16 protein-coding genes are annotated in these 18,408 nt (G+C 66.5%); 9 read left to right on the forward strand and 7 right to left on the reverse strand.

What is annotated here, in order from left to right:
* Positions 1–362: 362 nt before the first annotated feature.
* Complete coding sequence (locus RIE32_03540; protein ID MEQ9095316.1) at positions 363–539, forward strand: hypothetical protein; 177 nt, start codon at positions 363–365, stop codon at positions 537–539.
* Here RIE32_03540 and RIE32_03545 read toward each other — a convergent pair.
* Positions 518–1,129: a superoxide dismutase gene (locus RIE32_03545; GenBank protein ID MEQ9095317.1), complete on the reverse strand. Its 612-nt coding sequence runs from the start codon at positions 1,127–1,129 to the stop codon at positions 518–520. The two genes, RIE32_03540 and RIE32_03545, sit on opposite strands and share 22 nt — an antisense overlap.
* A gap of 215 nt (positions 1,130–1,344) precedes the next feature.
* A complete protein-coding gene (locus RIE32_03550; protein MEQ9095318.1) occupies positions 1,345–2,073 on the reverse strand; it encodes an EF-hand domain-containing protein in 729 nt (242 codons plus the stop codon).
* A gap of 203 nt (positions 2,074–2,276) precedes the next feature.
* Between RIE32_03550 and RIE32_03555 the strand changes: the two genes are divergently transcribed.
* The 4 genes from RIE32_03555 to RIE32_03570 are packed head-to-tail and all read left to right on the forward strand — an operon-like array spanning position 2,277 to position 7,310.
* Complete coding sequence (locus tag RIE32_03555) at positions 2,277–3,590, forward strand: efflux RND transporter periplasmic adaptor subunit (protein ID MEQ9095319.1); 1,314 nt, start codon at positions 2,277–2,279, stop codon at positions 3,588–3,590.
* Entirely contained in the window at positions 3,568–4,371 is an 804-nt protein-coding gene (locus RIE32_03560) for an ABC transporter ATP-binding protein (GenBank protein MEQ9095320.1), read from the forward strand. The genes RIE32_03555 and RIE32_03560 overlap by 23 nt, the downstream gene beginning before the upstream one ends.
* A complete protein-coding gene (locus RIE32_03565) occupies positions 4,368–5,609 on the forward strand; it encodes an ABC transporter permease (protein MEQ9095321.1) in 1,242 nt (413 codons plus the stop codon). Before RIE32_03560 ends, RIE32_03565 begins: the two co-directional genes overlap by 4 nt.
* A gap of 24 nt (positions 5,610–5,633) precedes the next feature.
* Positions 5,634–7,310: a TolC family protein gene (locus RIE32_03570; protein MEQ9095322.1), complete on the forward strand. Its 1,677-nt coding sequence runs from the start codon at positions 5,634–5,636 to the stop codon at positions 7,308–7,310.
* Here RIE32_03570 and RIE32_03575 read toward each other — a convergent pair.
* From RIE32_03575 to RIE32_03590, 4 genes are all read right to left on the reverse strand, one after another.
* The gene (locus RIE32_03575; GenBank protein ID MEQ9095323.1) at positions 7,307–7,609 is read right to left on the reverse strand and encodes a DUF1294 domain-containing protein; all 303 of its coding nucleotides are present in this window, start codon (positions 7,607–7,609) and stop codon (positions 7,307–7,309) included. The genes RIE32_03570 and RIE32_03575 overlap by 4 nt on opposite strands.
* Positions 7,610–9,166 (reverse strand): CRTAC1 family protein, encoded by a 1,557-nt coding sequence (locus tag RIE32_03580; GenBank protein ID MEQ9095324.1) that lies wholly within the window; start codon positions 9,164–9,166, stop codon positions 7,610–7,612.
* A gap of 100 nt (positions 9,167–9,266) precedes the next feature.
* Positions 9,267–10,421, reverse strand: coding sequence for a cobalamin-dependent protein (locus RIE32_03585; GenBank protein MEQ9095325.1), 1,155 nt, complete (start codon positions 10,419–10,421; stop codon positions 9,267–9,269).
* Positions 10,422–10,631: 210 nt separating this feature from the next.
* Positions 10,632–11,546 carry a hypothetical protein gene (locus tag RIE32_03590; GenBank protein ID MEQ9095326.1) on the reverse strand — a complete coding sequence of 305 codons (915 nt, stop codon included), beginning with the start codon at positions 11,544–11,546 and terminating at the stop codon, positions 10,632–10,634.
* Positions 11,547–11,876: 330 nt separating this feature from the next.
* Here RIE32_03590 and RIE32_03595 point away from each other — a divergent pair, with 330 nt between their 5' ends.
* Together RIE32_03595 and RIE32_03600 are read left to right on the forward strand one after the other, a co-directional pair.
* A complete protein-coding gene (locus RIE32_03595) occupies positions 11,877–12,632 on the forward strand; it encodes a sigma-70 family RNA polymerase sigma factor (GenBank protein ID MEQ9095327.1) in 756 nt (251 codons plus the stop codon).
* Between the two features lie 35 nt (positions 12,633–12,667).
* Positions 12,668–14,935: a hypothetical protein gene (locus RIE32_03600; protein ID MEQ9095328.1), complete on the forward strand. Its 2,268-nt coding sequence runs from the start codon at positions 12,668–12,670 to the stop codon at positions 14,933–14,935.
* A gap of 6 nt (positions 14,936–14,941) precedes the next feature.
* On the opposite strand, the gene RIE32_03605 is transcribed toward RIE32_03600, so the two are convergent.
* On the reverse strand, positions 14,942–15,769 hold the full coding sequence (locus tag RIE32_03605; protein ID MEQ9095329.1) for a VTT domain-containing protein: 828 nt from the start codon (positions 15,767–15,769) through the stop codon (positions 14,942–14,944).
* 131 nt (positions 15,770–15,900) lie between these two features.
* On the opposite strand from RIE32_03605, the gene RIE32_03610 reads away from it, so the two are divergent.
* Both RIE32_03610 and dnaA read left to right on the forward strand, forming a co-directional pair.
* The gene (locus tag RIE32_03610; GenBank protein ID MEQ9095330.1) at positions 15,901–16,827 is read left to right on the forward strand and encodes an MBL fold metallo-hydrolase; all 927 of its coding nucleotides are present in this window, start codon (positions 15,901–15,903) and stop codon (positions 16,825–16,827) included.
* Positions 16,828–17,040: 213 nt separating this feature from the next.
* Positions 17,041–18,399, forward strand: coding sequence for a chromosomal replication initiator protein DnaA (dnaA, locus tag RIE32_03615; GenBank protein ID MEQ9095331.1), 1,359 nt, complete (start codon positions 17,041–17,043; stop codon positions 18,397–18,399).
* The last annotated feature ends 9 nt before the right edge of the window (positions 18,400–18,408 follow it).

Here is an 18,408-nt window from a genome sequence, read left to right on the forward strand (position 1 = left end):
CGAGACACGCAAAACACGGGTTTGCCCGTATACGAAAACACGGTTGAACCCTTGCTCGGTTGTCTTCGGCTCCGTCAGCGGCCTTCGCTTCGCCCTGGCTCGCTGCCCGTCGGAGACGCACCCATGATATACGACATGCGCAAAGAAAAAGTTTCCTCGCGGGCCGCGATCACAACCGAATTCGCCGACGAGTTGACTTTCGGACCCCACGACCTCGGCAGCGGATCGTGTCATCGCGTTCCCTGCGACGACCCGCGCGAGCACTCACGTCAAGATAACGGCAAATTTCGGTTCTGTCTATGCGTTTTGTCCAGATTTGTTTGGCGGTTATCCCTAATCGGCTCCCTTCGCTATGATCTGAAATGGCCAGCCCCAACCGCCGCACTGGCTGGAAAAAAAATGCGATCGTGACAGGGGTCGTCCTGTCGCCGATCGCGGTTTTGATCGTGTTGTTCTGGCTTTTGAACCGGGCGTACCAGGCCGAACTCGAATCCGGCGCGACCTCCCGGCCGGCGGATCAGCCCCGCGCCTTGCCGTAGAGCTCGCCCACCTTGTTCCAGTTAACGACGTTCCACCACGACTTCACATAGTCGGGGCGGCGGTTCTGGTAGTTCAGGTAGTAGGCGTGCTCCCAGACGTCGATGCCCAGGATCGGGGTGTGGCCGTCCATCAACGGGCTGTCCTGGTTGGGGGTGCTGGTCACCTGGAGCTTGCCGCCCCCGTCGACGACCAGCCAGGCCCAGCCCGAGCCGAAGCGGCCCGCCGCGGCATCGGCAAAGTCCTGCTTGAACTTGTCGAAACCCCCCAGGTCGCTCTCGATGGCCTTGGCGAGATCGCCCTGGGGCGATCCCCCGCCGTCGGGGCTCATGACCTGCCAGAACAGGCTGTGGTTGGCGTGGCCGCCGCCGTTGTTGATCACGGCCTGCCGCTTTTCCTGCGGCACGTCGTTGATATTGCGAAGCACTTCTTCGATGGGCTTGCTGGCCATCGGCGAGCCCTCAAGGGCCTTGTTGACCTTGTCGACGTATCCCTGGTGGTGCTTGCCGTGATGGATCTCCATCGTCTTCGCGTCGATGTGCGGTTCGAGCGCGTTCTTGGGATAGGGCAAATCGGGCAGTGTATATGCCATGATGAACTCTCCTTCATATCCGGGCCCATGCGGCCGGTCCGGGCTCGTCGCGCTGCATGAGGCGCGACCGCCATGTATGGGCCATGATACGGGCTGACGCCGGGCTCGTGCGTTGCACCCCGAAGTTGCTGGTTGTCTGCAGTCGGGGAACGGAAAACCCCCCGCCGTCGAGGCGAGGGGCATGGTCGAATCAAAACGTGTGCGACGCGCCAGGCTTACTCGCAGCCGGCGTCGAACTCGTTCTGGAATGCGAGGAAGTCGAAGAGCGTCAGCGAACCATCGCCATCGAAGTCCGCGAGCGGATCACCGGCATCGAAGGCGTTCTGGAACGCCAGGAAGTCGAAGATGGTCAACTGGCCATCGCCGTCGAAGTCGGCGCGGCAAGGCTCGCCACCGGCGAACACCATGTCGTCGGCATCGAAGATCTCACCCACCGCCGTCCCGCCGTAGCTGGGCGACGCGATGATGCGCACTTCGCTCACCGGCTCGCTGCTGGTGAAGCCCAGGAACGTGTCGTCGAAGCCCGTGGCGTAGTCAAACACATCGGCCACGCCCTGATCGGTCTCGATCGCGATGCCGATGCCCGACGCGGCGCCGAAGGTCTCCCAGCCGAACGCCTGGATGGGGCTGTCGAACGTGAAGACGTACTCGACGTGACCGGTGGCCGGAAAAATGGATCCCTGGAAGGTGCCATCGGCGATGGCGGGCGAGCCGGTGGTGCTGTCGACGCCGATCACTTCGATGCTGCCCCAGTCGGTCGCAATGACGCCCGAGGAGGGCTGGAGCGGATCGACCAGCAAGCCGCCGAAATCTTCGGTCAGGAAGTCGCCGCTGACGATTGGGTCGCTCTCCCACAGGGCCCGGTCGCCGTAGTCAGTAAACTGCGCTTGGGCGGCCGCCGTCACGCCGGCCAGGGCCAGAACGCTCGTGATACCATACTTCATCTCTGATCCCCCTTCATTGGGTTGCATGCGTCTTGGAACTGCATGAATTCGAGTTTGTCCGAGGCTCGTACCGGACCTCAAAGTCTATTCGAGGACCCCACGAATTCACAACCAATTTCATCGCAACGATGGGAAAATCACCCCCGGGACATCCCAAGAAGCGGTATCACAACGCCCGATAGAGCCCATCGCGGGAGCCCCGCATGCTGAAGTCCGTCGTCATCGTCCTGGTAGTTCTGATAACCTTGGGCGTCGTCAGTGCCATCGGTTTGATGCAGGTCGGCGGCGTGGAAGGGTTGCGCACGCGTCTGACGCCTGCGGAAGAGCCCACGCGTGTCATCGTCGAGTCGGCCAGGCGCAGCGACCTGCGGCGCACCATCAACGCCCCGGGCGCCATCGAGCCCAAGCAACTCGTGCAGATTTCTGCTGAGGTCAGCGCGCGCATCGTGGCGTTGCCATTTGGCGAGGGCGACCCGGTGCGCGAGGGCGACATCATCTGCCGGCTCGACTCGATCGACCTGCAGGCCCGCCTGGACGCCGCCGAATCGAGGGTTCGTTCGCAGGAGAGCCAACTCGACGGCGCCCGAGCCGAGCTCGAACTGGCCCAGCTCGAGCTGGGGCGCTTGCAGGAACTGCTGGACACAAAGGACATCGCCAAAGCGGAGTTCGACGCCGCGAACACGCGCGTGCTTCAGGCGCGCAGCAGCGTGGCGGTGATCGAGGCGGGCATCGAAGCCGCCCGGGCCGACGTGCGCGCCGCCAAGCGCGACCTGGAGAACGCCGTCATCGCCAGCCCGATCTCGGGCCGCATCGTCAACCTCCCTGTCGAGGTGGGCGAGACCGTGCTGGGCACGTTCCAGAACCAAGGCTCGCTCATCATGGAAATCGCCGACCTGGGCACGATGCTCATGCAGGCGCGCATCGACGAAACCAGCGTCGGCCTCGTCGCCGAGGGACAGAGCGCCGATGTGCGGCTGCTGGCGTACGGCGATCGAGTCTTCGAGGGCGTGGTCGAGCGTGTGGGCCTGCAGCGTCGCGTGTTCACCGACGGCACCAGCTACGTGCAGGCGGAAATCCTGGTCGAACAGGCCGAGGGCGATCTGCTGCGGACCGGCCTGACCGCCAACGCCGATATTCACGTCGAGACCGTGCGTGACGCGATCGTGGTGCCCAGCCAGTCGGTGCTCGATCGCCGCGTGGAGAACCTTCCCGACAATGTCAGGGCCTCGCCGCTGGTCGATCGCCTTCGGACCTTCACGACCGTCGTGTACGTTTTGGATGGCGGGGTTGCCCGGGCCCGCCCGGTTCGCACGGGCGTGAGCGACCTGACCGACACGGTGGTGCTCGAGGGTCTGCAAGCCGGGGATCCCGTCATCACCGGCCCGTTCCGCGTGCTACGCGACCTCGAAGACGGCGATGCGGTCACCCGCGATGACGCCGATGCGCAAGACGTTGCCGAGACACCGGGGTCCACGCCCGAACAAGGAGCCGGCGATGCCCCGACGAGGACGGGCTGATCCCGAAGCCCCGGCCATCCGGGTCACGGGGCTCGAGAAGGTCTACAAGATGGGCGTCGAACGCGTCCGCGCGCTCGACGGCGTCGACCTGACCATCAACGCCGGTGAGTTCGTCGCCATCATGGGCGCGTCGGGCTCGGGCAAGAGCACGCTGATGAACATGCTCGGTTGCCTGGACCGCCCCACTGCCGGCGAGTACGAGCTGGCCGGCATTCCGACGCGAAAGATGAGCGCGACGCGGCTGGCCAAGGTTCGCAACGAGCGCATCGGATTCATCTTCCAGACGTTCGAGCTCCTGCCGCGTGCCTCGGCCATCCAGAACGTCATGTTGCCGATGATCTACAGCAAGAAGCACGCCTTCGGCGCCCGCGGGCGCGCCAAGGCGGCGCTGCGAAAGGTCGGACTGGGCGACCGCATGCGGCATCGACCCAATCAGCTCTCGGGCGGGCAGCGTCAGCGCGTCGCCGTGGCCCGCGCCCTGGTGAATGATCCGGCGATCCTGCTGGCCGACGAGCCGACCGGCAATCTCGACTCGCACACGACGACCGAAATCATCCGACTGTTCACCGACCTTCACAAGGAAGGGCAGACCATCGTCATCGTGACGCACGAAGAAGAGGTCGCCGGATATGCCGATCGGATCGTTCGGCTCCGCGATGGCCGCGTGTTCAGCGACATGTCAACGGCCGATGATCCGCTCCACACGGCCTACCTGCAGTCCATCGCGACGACGGCGGCCCGTCGGGCCCAGACCAGCGAAGCACAGGGAGCCCCGGCATGATCATCGTGCGTTTGCTCATGCAGACCGTGGTGCTGGCCATGGGCCAGATCTGGGCCAACAAGGTGCGGTCGTTGCTGACCACGCTGGGCATCGTCATCGGCGTGGCGGCCGTGGTGGCGACCGTCGCGGCCATCGAGGGCTTGCGCGGGTTCGTTCTGGCCGAGTTCGAGACTTTTGGCGCCACGAAGGTCTACATCGACGGCGACGTTCCCCAGAGCAAGCGGGCGGTCATGAGCTGGCGAGACGCCGCCCTCACGACCGACGAACTCGATGCCATCGTCGAACATGCGCCCTCCATCACCGCCATCACGCCGCACTGGTTTGCCTCGGCCCGCGTCGAGTACGGACAGTCGGCGATCGAGAGCGGCCGCGTCGTCGGCATCCGACCTCCATGGCATGAAATCGAGAATCGCCAGGTGCTTGAGGGCCGACCGTTCAATCAATTAGATGAAGAGCAGCGGCGGTACGCCCTGCTCATCAACGAGCGGGCAATCGAAGAACTCAACCTGCCGCTGAACCCCGTGGGCCAGCACGTGCTGCTCGCCGGTCGACGGTTCCGAATCGTGGGCGTGGTGGAGACACCGGAGCTCAGCGGTATGTTTGGTGGTGGCGACAGCCGCGCTGAGTTCTTCGTGCCATTCACCACGGCAATGATCCTGAACCCCAACACCGTGATTGCCTATGCCGTGGCCACCATGCGTGAGCCCGAGGCCGCCGAAGAAGCGCGGGCCGAAGTCGATTTCGTGTTGCGTTCCATGCGCGGGCTCGACCCGGACGAAGACGCCACGTTCGACGTCGAGATTCCCCAGGAGTACGTTGAGCAATTCAAGACGCTGTCGGCCGGCCTGATCGCAGGCGCGACAGGCATCGTCGGCATCAGCCTGCTCGTGGGCGGCATCGGCATCATGAACATCATGCTCGTATCGGTCTCCGAACGCACGCGAGAGATCGGGCTGCGAAAGGCCGTGGGCGCCCGCCCGATGGTGGTCCTCATCCAGTTCCTCACCGAGGCCGTTGTGCTGTGCCTCATGGGCGGCGCCGTGGGCATCGTGATCGGCCAGGGCATCATCCTCCTGCTCAAGCAGATTCCCAACGCGCCCCTGGAACACGCCGACATGCCCCTCTGGGCAGTCGCCCTGGCCGTGGGCTTCTGCGCCGTGACCGGCGTGGTGTTCGGCGTGTTTCCCGCGATCAAGGCGGCACGGCTCGACCCCATCGTCGCCTTGCGTCACGATTGACACCCCCTTCTCGTGGAGCCTTCCATGCCGATGTTGCGTCGCGCCGCCCTTGCCTTGCCGCTGTTGCTCGCTGCTGGCTGTGTTACGCCCCTCGATCGAGCGCCCAAGAGCGAGTCGCTGCTGGGCCCGGACGGCCGGCTGAAGCACATCAAGCCGCTCGAGTTGCCCCGTGCCGCATCGCTCGAAGGCCCGGTCGAGCCCGCGCCGGAGTTGCCCCGCGCCGTCGTGGTGGATGCCAAGGCCGGCGCGGTTCCCCTGACGATCGAGGCCGCCCGGGCGGCGGCTATCGAGAACAACCTGAACGTGCGCGTGTCGCTCATCGCCCCCACCATCGCCGCCACCCGCGTGTCCGAGGAGGAAGCCGCGTTTGAAGCGACCTTCCGCGTCACGGGCGTGGCCCAGCAGACCGACAGGCCGACCTTCAGCGAATTGCAAGACGCTCAGCAGGAGTTCCAGTCGCTCAATCCTTCGCTGAGCATTCCGACTCGGCTGGGTGGCGAAGCGACCATCGCGGCGCCGTTCACGCGGAACCAGACCAATAACCCCTTTGCGACCGTCGACCCCGCCTTCACCCAGGACCTGGAGTTCAGCATCAGCCAGCCGCTACTGCGCGGCGCGGGTCGGCGCGCAACGACCGCTGCGCTTCGCATCGCCGCGCTCGACCGCGACCTGGCCGCGGCACGCACGAAGCTGGAGGTCATCGCCCAACTGGCCGCGGTCGACCGCGCCTACTGGCAGCTGTACTCGGCCCGCCAGGAGATCGAGGTGCGGATCCAGCAGCGAGATCTTGCGATCGCCCAGCTCGAGCGGGCCCAACGACAGCTCGAAGCCCAACGCATCGCCGAGATCGAGGTGTTGCGGGCCGAGAGCGGCGTGGCGGATCGAGCCGAAGCGATCATCGTGGCCGAGAACCTGGCCGCCGCACGCCAACGCGAGTTGAAGCGTCTGCTCAACCTGCCCGAGCTCCCGGTCCAAAGCGACACGGCCATCGACCTGGCCAGCGTGCCCGATCCGGCGCTCTACGAGGCCAACACCACTACGCTCATCGACAACGCCCTGGCCTCACGCATGGAACTGCTGGAGGTGGAGCTCCAGCTCGCCCAGGACCTGGTGCGCATCGAACTGAGCGAGAATCAGGCCCTGCCCCAGCTTGACCTCAGCGCGCTCTACCGCATCAACGGGCTGGGCGGCAATCACGGCGGGGCCACCGAGGTGCTCGTCGAGAACGACTTCGAAGACTGGCGCGTCGCGCTCACCGCGGCCATTCCCATCGGCAACGAGTCGGCACTTTCCCGCCTGCGCGGCCTGGTGCTCAGCCGGCTGCAACGCATCGCCACGAAGCAGTCGCGCGAACAGACCATTCGCCAGGACGTACTCAATGCGCTCGACGACATGGCCACGAGCTGGCAACGCGTCATCGCCGCCCGCGAGCGCGTCCGCCTGGCCACACGCACCCTGCGCGCCGAGGAACGGCAGTTTGGCGTGGGCCGCAGCACCAGCACCGACGTGCTCGACGCCAGCGCACGCCTGGCCGACGCCCAGCTCAGCGAGCTCTCGGCCATCGTCGACTACCAGATCTCGCAGGTCAACCTTGCCGTCGCGACCGGCACGCTGCTGGGCCAGGCTCGCGTCGATCTCGAGTTCGCGCCCAAACCCGAGCTCGACGGATTCCGCTACGCCCCCGACGCCAACACGCCCTAGGCCGCGAACGCCCACCACCCCAGCCCGCAGACGATGGCCCCGTGCACCGCCGTGATGAGCAGCGTGAGCGCCCGGAACCCCGGTTTGCTGGTCTTGTGCCGCAGCACTTTCTGGGCCAACGCCGCGCCGAACGCTCCGCCGAGCAACTCGATGCTCCGCAGCTTTGCCTCGGCCGTCCGCCGATGACTGCGCTGGGCGGCTCGCTTATCGCGGGCATAGACCGCGAACGCGATCACGCCCCACACGAGATACCAAGCGAGGACGACGAGTAGCAACGAGACCCGCGAGTTCTCCGGCACTCAGCGAGGCTCGGTGATGGTCAGGATCTGGTTCGCCGCGACGTCTTCAAGCACCACCTCGCGACCGCTGGGGAACAGCACCCGCAGCAGATCGATCGTGTCGGTCTGGCCCAGCCCGAAGTGGGCCTCCAGCGGCGGGGCGCTGTAAAAGCTGCCGCCCACGAAGATGTCGCTGCGCCACGTGCGGTCGCCCACGGTCACCCAGATCTTGCTGCCAACGCCGTTGCGGTTGCTCACGGTGCCGCGAGCCTCGACGCGCAGCCACGCGTTGCCGTTGCGTTCCGTGTCGTTGCGGAGGATGACCGCCTTGCCGTACACGTCGCTGAGGACGAAATCGATGTCGCCATCGTTCTCCAGATCGATGGGCGCCAGGCCGCGCGTATCGCCACGGTGGTCGAGCCCGCTGCCCAGCCCGGCATCCTGAAATCGCCCGTCACCCAGCCCGCGGAAGAAGACCGCACGCGTATGCCACTCGGGCTGCACCCAGCCATTGACGGCCATCAGGTCGAGGTTGCCGTCCAGGTCGGCGTCCCACAACCATGTGCCCCACGCGAAGAACGTGTTGTCCACGCCCATCTCGGTGGCGAGTTGCTCGAACCGCCCGGTCCCGTCGTTCATGTAGAGCGCGTTCGGTCCGGGCTCGTCGTTGGTGTTAAAGGGGCTGAAGGACATGTTGGTGGTGTACAGATCAAGCCCGCCGTTGCCGTCGACGTCGCCTACCGCCACGCCCATGTCGTTGGCGTGGTGGATCATGTTCCACTCGTGGCTCACGTCGGTGAACGTGCCGTCGCCGTTGTTGCGCAGGGCGTAGTCCTCGTCGAAATCGACCGCAGCGTAGAGGTCCAGTAGCCCATCGTCGTTGAGGTCGAGCATGACCGGCTGCCAGTGGAAACGATCATCGGCCGGGAAACCGCCCACCGCATCGGTAATGTCGGTGAAGCGGAAGTTGCCGTCATTGCGCAGCAGGTGGTGCGTCTGCTCGAACCAGCCCCCGATGAACAGGTCCAGATCACCATCGCCATCGATGTCGCCAGCCGTGGCGCCGCCGTGTGTTGCCTCGTAGTGCACGACGCCACTGGCGGCGGTCATGTCGGTGAAGGTGCCGTCGCCATCGTTGCGGTAGATACGGCTGGTCGGGAAGCTGTCGTCGAATATCGAAGAATCGTTGAACACGATCAGGTCGTCGAAGCCGTCGTTGTTCAGGTCGAGCCAGAGCGCCTGCTTGCTGAAGCCAGCGACGTGATCGACCCCAGCAGCCGCGGCTACTTCGGTGAAGGTGCCGTCGCCGTTGTTGCGGTACAGGTGGTTGGCGTAGCCAGCGGAGTTTGGGATGTAGATGTCCAGCAGTCCGTCGTTGTCGTAGTCGCCGATGGCGGCGCCCACGCCGAACCGCTCGTTCTGCCCGGGAAAGAGCGGCGGCACCGGCCACACCGCCTGCCGGTGCGTGAAGTCGATGCCGCTCCCGTCGGTCATGTCGGCGTAGTGCACGCCCTGTGCCAAGGCCGGTGCGGCGCCGACAAGCGCAGCAATACCCAACAACTTCCTCACCTTGCGCATCGTCTCGTCCCTCCGATGCAAGCTATACGCCCAGGGCTAGACCAGCGTTTTCCACTGATCCCACGAGGGTTATCGGGAACATCCGTTCCCGGCTTGAACCTCAAGCCAGCGCGTCGAGCAACTCGGCGATGCCCTGGCCGTGCGTCGCGACGGTCTCGAGGATCGGCCGGCGGCCGGCGATGTCCCGAAGGTCGCGCACCAGCTCGTTCTCGCCGGGATGATCGGCCTTATTGCACACGAACAGGTCGGCGATCTCCAGGATGCCGGCCTTGTCCATCTGCACGGCGTCGCCCATGCCCGGCGTGAGCACCACGATGGTCTTGTCGACGTGGTCGCTGATTCGAGTCTCGTTCTGACCGGCGCCCACGGTCTCGATGAACAGCGTGTCGTACGCGTCGGCTCCTTCGCATGCGCCACCGATGAGGTCGGTCACGTCTTCCAGGGCGTGGTAGTCCTCGCCGCGGATCGCCAGCGAGCGGTAGTAGGCCGCCTCGCCCAGTCGGTTGAAGTCCACGCGCAGGCGATCGCCAAGCAGGGCTCCACCCGTGATCGGGCTCATCGGGTCGAACGCCACCACCGCACACCGGCCCAGGCTCGAGTCTTCCTCGGCCCGGCGGGCATGCTCGGCCACGAGCTGTGCCACCAGCGTGCTCTTGCCCGCGCCGGGCGAGCCGGTGATGCCGATGACGCGCTTGGGCCTGCGGCGAACCGCGTTCTTCCGCACGGGCCGCTCAAGGTGCGCCAGCGAGATGTCCCTGGCAAGCTGCGCCGTGGGGTGCCCGCCGGGCACTTCCTGGTCGTACGCCGACACGGTCGAAGCGGCCGCCTCGACGATGTCGAGCAGCCCAACCCCCGTGGTAAAGCAGCGCGCGATGCCGGCTTCCTTGAGCGCCGGCAGGTCTTCCTGGGGCAGGATGCCGCCCATGTGCACGGGAATGTCGCCGCGGCCGACGCTCTTGAGCGCCTTGAGCAGGTTCGGGCCAAGCGTCAGGTGGCTGTTGCTCATCATGCTGGCGGCGATGACGTCCACGTCTTCGTCGCGGGCGCTGATGGCCAGACTCTTGGGCGTCTGCCAGAGACCGCTGTAGATCACGTGCACGCCCGAGTCGCGCATGGCCCGGGCGATGACTTTTACGCCCCGATCGTGGCCGTCCAGGCCCATCTTGCCGAGAAGCACCCGGGGGCGGTGGTCCAGCTCGCCGCAACGGTCGGCCTTCTCGAACTCGGTAGTGGCAGCGCCAAGGGGCTGGGCCATGGAAGCTCCTGGAAGCAGTTGCGCTCGAACGGGCCTGCGAGGCAGGCCAAACAAAAACCCATCGAACCGTCGCCGATTCGGTCGGTGCAGAGGATATGCCCCCCGCTCCCACCATTCGCCGGAAACACATCAGGCAGGTGGCGGCACGAAAAAACCCCGCCGGAGCGGGGCTGGCATGGATTCACTTGGTTTGGGGGCGAACCCCGCGGATCAATACACGCGGCTGTTCTTGGTCTCGATCTCGGGCACCTCGATGATGGTCGGGGCAACCTCGATCACGCGGTCCTCGCGGCTGACGGCGTCCTGGCCGCCGATGCTCAGCTTGGCGCGGTCCTCGTAGCTGAGTTCCTTCTCGCCGGTCGCCAGGCTCTCCAGCTTGGCCTCCTGCTCGGCGCGAACCTGGGCAAGGCGGTCCTTCACCTGATCGATGCTGTGAGCCTTATAGGGGCCAAGCTCGTCAAGCGTCTGCTGGCGGGCCTCCATCATGTCGATCATCCGCTCGTTGCGGGCGATCGCGTCGATCTGCTGGTTGAGCCTCCACAGCTCGCTCTGGAACTGGGCCCGCTCGCTCTCGAGCTTGGCCAGCAGGTCGTGCAGGCGGTCGCGCTGCTTGCTCAGCAAATCGATGTCACGCGAGATCGACTGGGCCTCGAGTTCGTAGGCGTCGCGGGTCTTGGCGATCTGCGCCGCCTTGGCCTGCGCCTCGCTCAGGTCCATCTTGCTGCCGTTGAAGCTCACACGCACGATGGCGCTGTGGCCGGCCTGGGCCCGGGCGTGCTCGGCACGCTCAAACAAACCGTTCATGGCGTCCAGATCCGCCTCGGCCAGTTCAACGACGCGCTGGGCGACGGCAAGTTCGCGCTCGTACTCAGCGGTCTGGGTGTCAAGCGTCGCCAGGTCGTGGCGGACGCGGGTGATGCGCTCGGGATACTGGCTCTCGAGCTTGCGAAGCTGGGCCCGCATCTTCACCGGGTCATCGATGCTGCGATCGATGGTGTCGTTCACGGTGTCGCGGGCCTGGGTCAGTGCGGCGCCGACGCGCTCGGGGCCGGCCACGGCGATCAGCCCGCCGCCCACGAGGGTCCCGATGACGCCGACGCGAATGATGGTCTTGACGAGTGGCATGTGCCGACCTCCTTAGGCGTTCGTGTCTCCGGCTCATCGCGGGACGCTGGCCCCTGTCCGAGTCCGCCGGCGGGCGTCGGCCCCTCCCTTCCGGAGCCGCTCGCCCTGTCACCGGGGTTGTTGGGAAGCAAGGCCGTGAGATTTCACGCGCCGCCACCCTCGCCACGGATTTCGACGCCATCGGGGGTAACCGGACTTTCCCCTTTCCCAAGAGAACTGGTGTGGTCGCCCCGAAGGGCCTTTTTGCAACGCAGGGCCTGTTGGCGCGTCATAATGAAGGGGGCACGCGTTCCATCGCCCCCACGAATCGAGGACTGAGGGGACCTGTGGATGCTGCATTCTGTCACCACGAGCTTTATCGGGCGATTGAGAAACAACGACGAAGCCGCGTGGTTCGAGCTGTGGGAAACCTTCGGCCCGGTCGTTCGCACCCAGCTCACACGCTGGGGCAAGGGCCGCATCGGCGTGGAAACCGTCCGTGATCTCTCTCAGGAGACCCTCGCGGCCCTCAGCGACTCGATCGACCGCTACGACCCCAGCCGCGGGGCCCGCTTCAGCACTTGGTTGCTGGCGATCGCCAAGCACGTGTTGGGCGACGAGATCGACCGCCGCATGGCCCAGAAACGCGGCTCGGGCAAGAAGGCCGTCGCCCTGGACGAACGGTGGGCCACCGTGCCCACCAGCATCGGCGCCGACGCCGAGTACGAGGCGGCCGTCTTCCGGGCCAAGATCGAGGCCGCCCTCCGGGCCGTCGAGCACGAGGCCGAGTTCGTGGACTTCTCGATCTACCGGATGCGCGTGCTGGACGGCATGACCGGCCGGGACGTGGCCGCCCAGATCGGGGTCAGCGAGCCCACCGTCAGCCGCCGGCTGAGCAAGATCCGCGACATGGTTCGCGAGCGCTCGCGGGCGATGATCCAGCAGTTCAGCTTCACCGAGGACGAATTGGCCGAGGCGGCGCGAAACGGCCTCGACCTGAATCCGACCAAAGCTGACGACGACCTGTTCGATGAGGCCATCGCCGAGATCTACCACCGGCAGGCCGAACTCCGCAGGAGGGACGAACAGGCCGCATTGGACGGCTGACCGATTACCTCCCCCCGGTCAGCCAGGAGGCTCCGATGACAACCCCGCTGCTGCTGATCCTTGCCGTCCTGCTCCTGCTGCCCGCAGCCGTGGTCATCATCGTGTACGCCATCAAGGCGTTCTCGTTCATCGTCAAGCGCGTGTTCGGGTTCATCTTCGGCATGGTCGGCGACGCGCTGCGCCTCATCGGCACGCTCATCGTCGTCCCCATCCTCAGCCTGCTGGTCGTGGCCAACATCATCATCGGGCGGTGGTCGGCCGCCAGTCACTTCGGAAAGGGCGTGGCCGACGAGGTCCGCACGTTCGGCGCGGCCCTGTACCGTCTGGTCATCGGCCACCCGGCCCGCCTGCTGTGCCTGACGCCGCTGACCGAGGGGCTCGAGCGTCGCCTGCCGCAGATCGTGGCCGACGCGCCCGGACCGGACAAGCCCACGCGCCGCACGGGCGCCTTCGAGGGCTACGAGGTCACCGGCTCGCTGCCCGGCGGTGGTTCGGGGGGCAAGCTCTACCTCGCCAAGCCCGATGAGCGCAAGCGCGGGTCATTCCTGCGACAGAACCTGGGCGAGGTCGACCAGGTCGTCATCAAGTCGTTCCACCTGCGCGAGGGCTCAAGCCTGCCGCAGATCGTCCGCGAGAGCCGAAGCCTGGACGCCGCCCGCAAGATGGGTCTGGTGCTCGAGCATGAACTGACCGACGAACGGTTCTTCTACGTCATGCGCTACGCCCCGGGCGAGTCGCTGGCCCGCGTCACGCAGCAGATGCACGCCATGACGGGCGGCAAGGGGCTGAGCAAGCGCGACCTGCGCACCGTGCTGAACTACCAGCGAGACCTGCTGGATACGTTGGCCGCCTACCACGTCGGCGGGCTCTGGCACAAGGACGTCAAGCCCGACAACATCATCGTCGACGGAGACAAGGCCCGCTTGGTGGACTTCGGGCTCATCACCCACCTCCGCTCGGCCATGACCCTGACCACCCACGGCACCGAGTACTTCCGTGACCCCGAGATGGTCCGCATGGCGCTGCGGGGCGTGAAGGTCAACGAGGTCGACGGCGAGCGCTTCGACGTGTACGCCGCCGGAGCCGTGCTGTACTCGATGATCGAGAACAGCTTCCCGGCCCACGGCGGGCTCAGCCGCGTCAGCCAGCCGTGCCCCGAGGCCGTGCGATGGATCATCCGTCGCGCCATGACCGACTACGACAAGCGGTACCGCTCGGCCAAGGAGATGCTCGACGACGTGCAGTATGTGCTGACGTCGCAGGACATGTTTGCCATCAAGCCCGCCGAGCTTCCCAGCATGGGCGGTGGCGCCGCCGTTGCATCTGCGATCGACGCCGACGAGGTCGACGCCCCCCGTGTGGCCTCCCACGCCGCCCATCACGCACCGCCGCCGCCATTGCCCGAAGGCGACCAGGCCGACGCGGCGCCCTCGCGTCGCATCCGAGTCTTGAACTGGTGGTCGGGCAGCTTCACCGTGGGCGGCGAGGACGCGAAGCCCAAGGCGGACGTGCCCGTGGAGGTCGGTGCGCCCAAGCCGGCGTTCATCCGGGCTGGTGCGCCGCTGCCCGGGGCCAAGAAGCATCGCGCCGCGGCCGAGCAGCGAGCCGCCGCACGCCAGCGCGCTCACGACCGGCGCACGCGGGCGCACGAGCGCCGCCGCGCCATCACGGGCCGGGGCGCCAAGCCCGGCAGCGGCGCACGCTTCGGCGTGGGCCTGGCCATCATCCTGGTCGTCATGCCCGCCATCGCCGCGGGCCTCATCACGCTGCGGTACGCCGGCCCGGACAGCAACTACTACGAGGGCGGCGCCCACATCAGCGCGCCCGACGCCCCCGATGCGCCGTGGAAGCCCCGGCGCTTCGAGTCTCCCGAGGACCTGGCCGAGGAAATCCGCCACGCCGTCCGCCTGACCGCCGAGCATAAGGACGACGTGGATGGCACGCTGCTGGTGGTCCGCGACGCCACGGGTTTGAGCCTCGAGCAGCGGGCGGTGCTCGAGCATCGCCTGGCCGCCTTGCGTGCCGCGGGCGTCCGCGTGCTGGATGCCCAGAACGCCGATCAGGACGAACTGGCCCACGTCACAGAGTTGCTGGCCAAGCTCCGCAGCTACGTTGGCATGAACGATCCGCGGACCAGTTCGGGCAGCAAGCTGCTGGGCGAGTGGATCCGCGAGGCCGACGACGTCGACGCGATCTACTGGATCGCCGCGGACGAGCGCGACGCTACGAACGCGACGACCATCACCGGCGCGCGAGGCGACGCGGGCGAGTCGATCATCAACGCCCTGCGCCGATTGCCCTGATGCGGGTCAGTCCGCGTCCACCGGCTTGGGCTGGGCGCCCGATACCTTCTCCAGCGCACGCTTGGCAATGTAGCCGATCACGCCCAGCACGACGAACGTCACGGCCAGGGCGATGAAGATCTCCAGCTTGTCCCGCTTGAACAAGTCAACGAGGTTGTCCCCACGCTTGGCGCCTTCCGAGGCAAGCCACACCGCCGCGAACGTGCGCGGCGCCATGCCCAGGGCCGTCCCGATGACGTAGGGCACCAGCCGAACGCCCGAAGCCGCCATCGCCAGGTTCGTCAGCGCAAAGGGCGAATTGGGCGGCACACGGATGAGCCCGACGATGGCCGTCGTACGCAGCATGCCATGGCCGATGAGCGCGTCGCGGACGGCCCGAGCTTTGGCGTTCTCGTCGATCATCTTTTCCACGCGACGCTTGGAGATCGTCCGTGCGATGGTGTAGCCGATGAGCGAGGCGCCGACGAAGCCGGCCCACGCCGCCAGGAAGCCCACCACCGGCCCGAACGCCCACCCGCCCAGCAGGGCTTGGGAGTACGTCGGCAACGCACCAAAACCCGCACTGAACATGAACAGCACGGCATAGAGCACCACGCCCATGATCTTGTGGGTCTCGAGCCAAGCCGAGATGTCGCCGATGAACGCAAGCAGCAGGAAGCCGCCCAGCGGCGGCATGGCCGTCCACGCGATCGCCAGGAAGCCCGCTGGCCCCAGACGCTTGAAGAAGGCAACGAACCCTTCCTTCTGCGGAACCTCGCCCGCCACGGTCGGTGGGGTGCTCGGGCTCTCGTTGGGCTGACCAGCTTGGCTCTCGGGCGGCTGCGGCGTCGTCATGGCCCCAGCGTACGCGGGGCAGCCCCACCGCGAGCCCGCCTACGCTCATCGGCATCCGAGAAACCCGCGCCCGACGGCCCACCGGCCGCCCCAGCGCCTTTCAGCCCACCGGGCCGAGGTCCCCCACCCCCATGCTGCCCAAGCCGCCACCGCGTGAGCCCTCGCTGGGCTTTATCTACTCGGCCCCGTACCGCATCCAGGGCATCTCCATCGCCGGCGAGGCCACGGCCATCCAGGTGCCCGAGCTCGACGTGTGCTTCGACATGGGCGCCTGCCCCAGGCCCATGCTCGCAAGCCCCATTTGCGCCCTCAGCCACGGCCACATGGATCACGTGGGCGGCCTGGCGTACTACCTGAGCCAGCGGCAGTTTCAGGGCATGGGCACGGGCGCCATCGCCTGCGACGCGCGCATCGAGGGCGACCTCCGCCGCATGCTGGAGGGCTACGTGGGCCTGGAACGCCAGCGGACCCCCTACGAGCTCTTCCCGCTCGAAGACGGCCAGAGCCACCCCCTGAAGCCCAACCACTACCTCCGGGGCTTCCATACCGAGCATACGGCCCCCTCCATGGGCTATGTCGTCTACGAGAAGCGGACCAAGCTCAAGGACGAGTTCGTGGGACTGCCCCAGGAGAAGCTCGTCGAGCTCAAGAAGCGGGGCGAAGAGATCACACGCAGCTTCGAGGTGCCCCTGGTGGCCTACACGGGCGACACCCTGCCCGGGGCCCACCTGCTGCGCAGCGACGTGCGGGAAGCCCGCGTGGTCATCGCCGAGTGCACGTTCTTCGAGAAGGGCCACCACAAGCGTTCACGCATCGGCATGCACATGCACGTGGACGACATCGCCCAGTGGCTGCCGCTGCTGGAATGCCAGACGCTGATCCTGGGCCACATCTCCCGCCGCACGCAACTGGGGGATGTCCGACAGGCGTTGGAAGAGCGCTTGCCCCCCGACCAGCTCAGCCGCGTTCGGGTGCTGATGGATCATCGCGCGAACCGCCAGGAGTACGAGCGGCTCGTCGCTCGCACGGCCGAGGCAGACGGCGATGGTGAAAAGTGACGCCCTGATCCGCACCAACGCCCGTTGCGAGCGATCAGAGCGGCAGGAGCGGTTGACACGCGCGGCGAGTTGTGGTATCTTGATCCCCGCGTCTGTTCGAGCGGTGGGAAAGTGGGCCACCCGTTACCGTCTTGGCTGAGCAGGCCGCGGAAGCGGCGATGGTCTCCTGCGCTCAGCGGCAAGTCAGGTAGCTACGCGCTTTTGGGGGCGTCCATGGGACAGTTTGCCAGCGAAGGCTCACGAAACGGTTCGCCCAACGGACGGCACGAGGCCATGGCGCTCTGGGCCGACGCGCTCTCGACCGTTCGATCCGAGCAGCCAACGCTGGTTCGCGTGTGGTTCGAAGAACTCGAGCCGATCTCCCTCGACTCGGGCCTGCTGACCGTGCGCTGCGCCAGCGAGGTGCAACGCGACCACATGGACCGCAACTGCGGGCGGGTCTTCACCCAGGCCGCCCGCGTGGCATCGGGCCAGTTCGTCAACGTCCGATTCGTCGGGCCCGCGGGCCAGACTGCCGGTCCGGTGCGAAACGCACGGCAGCTGGCCATCAACGCCGACAACACCTTCCAGAATTTCATCGTTGGTCCGGGCAACCGGCTCGCCCATGCCGCCGCACAAGCCGTGGCCGAGGAGCCCGGCCTGCGATACAACCCGCTGTTCATCCACGGCGACGTCGGGCTGGGCAAGACCCACCTCCTCCAATCGATCTGCATCCGCATCAAGGAGCAGCACCCCGACTGGGTCATCGAGTACGTTTCGTGCGACGAGTTCACCAGCCAGTTCATGGAGGCGGTGCAGGCGGGCCGCATGAGCGACTTCCGCAACGAGTTTCGTCAGGTGAACATGCTCGTCATCGACGACGTGCACTTCCTGGCAAAGCGTGACCGCACGCAGGAAGAGTTCTTCCACACCTTCAACGCACTCTACCAGACCAATCGGCAGATCGTGTTGAGTTCCGATGCCCCGCCCGAAGACATTCCGGACCTGGAAGACCGCCTGGTCAGCCGGTTCAAGTGGGGCCTGGTCACGGCGGTCGAAGCGCCCGACTACGAGACCCGGATCGCCATCGTCCAGACCAAGGCACGGCTGCGCGGCCTCGAACTGGGCGACGGCGTGGCCGAGCACGTGGCCGCCTCCATCGACTCGAACATCCGCGAGCTCGAAGGGGCCATCACCAACCTTCAGATCCGGGCATCGGTCGATGGCCGCGATATCGACCTCGACCTGGCACGCAAGACCATCGTCGCCCAGGAACCGGACCGCACCGCGACAAGCGCGACCATGCAGGCCGTGCTCGACGCGGCGATCAGCTTCTACGGCGTCAAGCTCAGCGACTTGCAGGCCAAGAAGAAGACCCGCTCGATCGCCCGACCCCGGCAGGTCGTCATGTATCTGGCCCGAAAGCACACCCGCCACTCGCTCGAAGAGATCGGCGGCTATCTGGGCGGACGCGACCACACCACCGTCATGCACGGCGCCAGCAAGGTTGCAGACCTCTGCAAGGCCGACCCGCAGTTCGCCAGCGAACTCGAGCGGTTGGAAGCCCGCATCGTGGGGAACAACCCCGGCTGAGGACGGCTG

It is taken from the genome of Phycisphaerales bacterium (assembly GCA_040221175.1).
Lineage (GTDB): Bacteria > Planctomycetota > Phycisphaerae > Phycisphaerales > UBA1924 > JAHCJI01.